Source organism: uncultured Aureimonas sp. (assembly GCF_913775355.1).
Classification (GTDB): Bacteria; Pseudomonadota; Alphaproteobacteria; order Rhizobiales; family Rhizobiaceae; genus Aureimonas.
In genome coordinates, this window is the sequence record NZ_CAJYIU010000294.1 from 1 (window position 1) to 4303 (window position 4303).

Genomic DNA, 4303 nt, shown 5'->3' on the forward strand with positions numbered 1-4303 from the left:
TGCGCGTTGTCCGACGCAGCACCGCCACGCCCAGCGCGTCCTCCACCTTGCGGACGGCTTGGCTGACCGCCGACCGCGTGACGCCGAGCTGATCCGCCGCGCCGCTGAAGCTGCGGGCGCGAGCGACCGCCGCGAGGGTCGTGAGGGCGTTCAGATCGAGCTTCATTGTCCAGCCATGCTTACCGGACCATGCACGATTGCGGCGATAGTATCGACCTTTCTCGACACTTACGTTTCTGGCGGGTCAACCGAGGCAGTGCGGACCGGCCGCCCGACGAAGGAACGCCGCCCGGGGCCCCGTCGCCAAGCAGAAGTGCGCCTACGACCGGAAAGCTCAGCGACGAAGAAACTTCAAAGGAACAGGCACATGATGATCCGTCCCTTCAAGATCGCCATCTCAGATGACCGCCTGAGCCGGATTCGGCAGCAGGTCGAGGACTTCGACTGGCAGGATTTTCCCGACGCCGGCGGGTGGAGGTCGGGCGTCGGTCTCGGCGACCTTCGCCGCCTCGTCGACTATTGGCTCACGACTTTCGACTGGCGTTCTCAGGAATCGAAGCTCAATCGACGGCAGCATCACCTCGCCGACATCGATGGGCAGACGCTCCACTTCGTCAAGCAGAGCGGAGACGGCTCGCGGCCGCCGGTCCTGCTTCTTCATGGCTGGCCCGGGTCGTTTCTCGAGTTCGAGTCGCTGATCGATCCGCTGACGGGAGACGGGCACGACGTCGTCGTCCCATCGCTGCCCGGCTGCGCTTTCTCGGGCCGTCCGGACGCGCCGATCGGGCCGCGACGCACGGCCGCGCTGATGGACGGGCTGATGCGCGAACTGTTCCCGGGTTCGCGCTATCTCGTCCAGGGCGGCGACTGGGGCAGCGCGATCGGCGCTTGGCTGGCTCACGACTATCCCGATCGAGTCGCCGCGCTCCACATCAACATGATGACGGCGCAGGCGGACGGCGTTGATCCCGAAACCACCGAAGAGAAGGCATGGGCGGAGCGCGTCAGCGCGCTTGCCGAGGAGGAGCGCGGCTACTTCCTCGAGCAAAGCACCCGCCCTCAGACGCTCGGGATCGCCATGTCGGACAGCCCGGTTGGGGTCGCTGCCTGGATCCTCGAGAAGTTCGGCGTCTGGGCGGACGTTCCTCGCGACGACGCCGGTCGTCCCGACCTCTGGGCTGCCTTTGACGAGGATCTACTCCTCACCAACATCATGCTCTACGTGGCGCCACGATCGTTCGTCACGTCCACCTGGCTGTATCGTGGGCGCGTCTTGGAAGGCTCTCACGTCTTCCCGGCCGGCTCGCGCGTCTCCGTTCCAACAGGGTTCGCGGTGTTCCCCGATCCGCTCTTCCCGATCCCGCCGCGCTCGCTCGCCGAACGCAGCTACAGGATCGAGTCCTGGACGCAAATGGAACGTGGCGGCCATTTCGCGGCGCTCGAACAGCCCGATCTGCTGCTGGCCGATCTTCGTGCCTTCGTGAAGAACATTCGGTAACACCGTTGCCGCCGCTCTATCATGCGACCCTGCCAAGACCTCACCAGGTGAACGGCTTTGCGGTGCGTCATGCGTGCGGCCGCGGAGATGAATGAGCGTCCGAAGTTGGGAGCCGGACTGAGCGCCGGGAACGTCCGCTCCTGGGTCGAATGCGTCACTGATCGACATCGGTGCAGTCGCTCCTCTCAAAGGACCTTTCGGATCTTTATCGTGAACGCCCGTCCAAGCGGGTCGAGATAGCCGCGCTGGTAGGCCAGCGGCGTGGCGCCGAGCCGGTCGTGCACGTTGGCACGCCGGTCAAAAACGTTGTCAATGGCGACACTCACACGCGCCCCCGTCAGCCAATCCGGCAGTCCCCTGAGCCGCTCGGCGAGATCGATGAAGAAGCTCATATCGGCGGTGGTCAGGCTGGCGACACGCAGCGCGCCTGCGGTCGTCTGGCCCTGATCCAGCGTAAGTCCACTGCGCCAGGTCGCCTCGACGCGAGCGCCGAGGCCGCGCTGAAACGCGCCCGCCTGGACCTCGATCTGATGGCGCCGTCGCCCGCCGGCGACATCGACCGCATCGCCCGACAGCAGGTCGAGCGTCGGCAGGCCGCGGCGCAGCAGGAGCGAGTCCTCGAGCGTCCATTCATGGTAGAGGCTAAGGAAGATGCGGCTGGAGGCGCGGCTCATGTTGCGGGCCAGGTCGCTCCCTGGCATCGGCCGGAAGGTCACGGAGCCGTTCGGCTCCCGCGTCATCTGTCCCGCCTGGCCTGCCGGGATACGGATCATGCCCTCCGCCATGCCGGGCGGCGTCGGGCCGAGCGGGCGGGTCAGGTTGATCCCCCAGCGAAGCTGTCGCAGGCGCGACGCCGCAGCGTTGAGTGGTCTCACGTCGACCCCGGTCAGACGACCACTGCTGTCGCGGCGAAAGCGCTCGGGGAAGGCGGCCTCCACCTGCGGCGTTGCGAGCGGGAGGGTGGTGACCGGATCGTCGGCCTGCGTGGTGGTATAGTCGAGGCTCAGCGTCAGGTCGGTATGCGCCAGCGGACGAAGGTTCACACCGAGCCGGGTGACATGGCGCTCGTCGGATCGTAGCAGTGGGTTGCCACCTGACAGCTGGGTCACGTCCACGACCTCGCCGCGCGCGCCGTCGAGCGTGCGTACGTTCGGGCTCAGCAGCGCCGCTCCGCCGACCGAAAGGAGGTCGGGCGCCGCTTGCTCGCTGGTGCCGGAGACGATGACGCCGAGCGCGCGCGTCGGCCACCAGCTCAGCGCAGCGCCATAGCTCCAGGTGGTGCCGGCGTCGGAGGGGCGCGCCACCCTGGCGTCGAGATTGGCCGAGAGCCGACCGACTGGGGACCCGCCCGGTGCCGCGACCCCAAGCAGCGGCACGTCCAGGTTCACTTGCAGTGCGGCGCCGTCACGGTGGAGCGAGCCCTGCGGCAAGCTGGAGCCTTGGCCGGGTGAGGTGGCGAGATCACGTGTCTCTGCTGAGCCGTGGAGGGTGGCGATGATCGCACCCGCCGGCGCAGTCGTGAGCGGGCCGGCGACGATCAGGTCGGCGCCGGCGGTCGTGTCGGAACTCCGCACGGTGTCGCGTCGACCCACCGCCTGATCGATCAGCGTTCGTCCCGACCGCCGATCGAGGTTGCCGAGCGCAGTCCAGCGCCACCCGCCCGCGCTGCCGCCCAGCGTCACGCCGACGTGCACGGCGTCCTGCCGATCGTCGCGGCGCAGGACTCGGTCTGCCGACCGTCCCAGCAGGTCGCGTGAGTGGTTTCGCTCGACGCTGGCGCTGAGCGTCGCCGCGACCGCAGTCAGGACGGGCCCGCTCGCGACGCCCTCGACCCGCAGGCGCTCGGTCGCGGGCAGCAGCGTACGGTCACGGCCGAGCGCCGCTGCGCCGGATGGCTGTGTCAGCCCGCGATCGCGCTCAAGCAGGTTCGCCGCGCGCGCGTAGGTTGCGCCCAGGCCGAAGCGAGTGTCGCGGCGGATCATCAGTGCGTCGGCGTCGACGTCGCCGCGCTGCCGTCCGCCCGCGGTCGGCGCGGCGTAACCGGCCTGACCGACGACCGAGCGGAAGCGCTGAAACGTCACGACGTTCACCACCTTCTGGTCGGCGCGATAGCCGTATCGCAGCGCGACCTCCTCGGGGAAGATCTCCATGCGCTGGATCGCCTCGGCGGGGATGCGCGCGATCTCGGCGAGGCTGGAGACGCGTCGCCCGTTGAGGAGCGTCACCGGACCCTCGTCGCCGCGCCCGCCATTGCTGGCGGTCTGCGCGCCGATGGCGCCGAGCAGCGCCTCGACGTCGTCGGCTCCGAACGCCCTGATGTCGGCGGCGCGGAAGACGCGTTCGGGGCGAACGTCAGCGACGATCGACCCACGCGCCCGCCCACCCGCGACGACGATCTCGTCCTCGTTGCTGGCTGTGTCCGCGGCAGAAGCTTTGAGCGCCGTGGAAGGCGCCTGCGCCATCGCGCCTCCCGCCGCGATCGTCGTCCATAGCCCGACCGCCAACCCGTTCTTCGCTCTCACCGTCACACCCCGCGTCCGCCTCGTCGGGGGTGGTTGAAGCGGCGCCGGGTAGCGCGGCGATGGCGGTGCGGTAGCGGGCGCCGATACGAGAATGCTACACGAGGCGGCTACCTACCCGGCATGGAGCAAGGGAATATCGTTCGCAGCACGATCCTCGTCATCGACGACGACGCGAGCATCCGCGACGCGATCGCTGAGTTCCTCGGCGCTCACGGCTATGAGGTGAACACCGCGGCGGACGCGGCCGCGGGCGAGCAGGCGTGGCGCAAGGCGCCCGCGGACC

3 protein-coding genes are annotated in these 4303 nt (G+C 68.8%); 1 reads left to right on the top strand and 2 read right to left on the bottom strand.

All coding sequences use genetic code 11. The annotated features are described in order from the left end of the window. On the bottom strand, positions 1-166 hold a 166-nt coding region (locus QZ753_RS17970; protein WP_294645632.1), incomplete at its 3' end, for a LysR family transcriptional regulator. A 201-nt stretch (positions 167-367) separates the two neighbouring features. Between QZ753_RS17970 and QZ753_RS17975 the strand changes: the two genes are divergently transcribed. After that, positions 368-1498: an epoxide hydrolase family protein gene (locus tag QZ753_RS17975; protein ID WP_294645630.1), complete on the top strand. Its 1131-nt coding sequence runs from the start codon at positions 368-370 to the stop codon at positions 1496-1498. Between the two features lie 185 nt (positions 1499-1683). Here the strand turns inward: QZ753_RS17975 and QZ753_RS17980 are convergent, their stop codons facing one another. Continuing rightward, the gene (locus QZ753_RS17980) at positions 1684-3960 is read right to left on the bottom strand and encodes a TonB-dependent receptor (RefSeq protein ID WP_294645631.1); all 2277 of its coding nucleotides are present in this window, start codon (positions 3958-3960) and stop codon (positions 1684-1686) included. Positions 3961-4303: the final 343 nt, after the last annotated feature.

Bases quoted from the DNA above. Each gene is read 5' to 3' on its own strand.
- QZ753_RS17975 (WP_294645630.1), top strand. From the start codon at position 368: ATGATGATCCGTCCCTTCAAGATCGCCATCTCAGATGACCGCCTGAGC.
- QZ753_RS17980 (WP_294645631.1), bottom strand. From the start codon at position 3,960: ATGGCGCAGGCGCCTTCCACGGCGCTCAAAGCTTCTGCCGCGGACACA.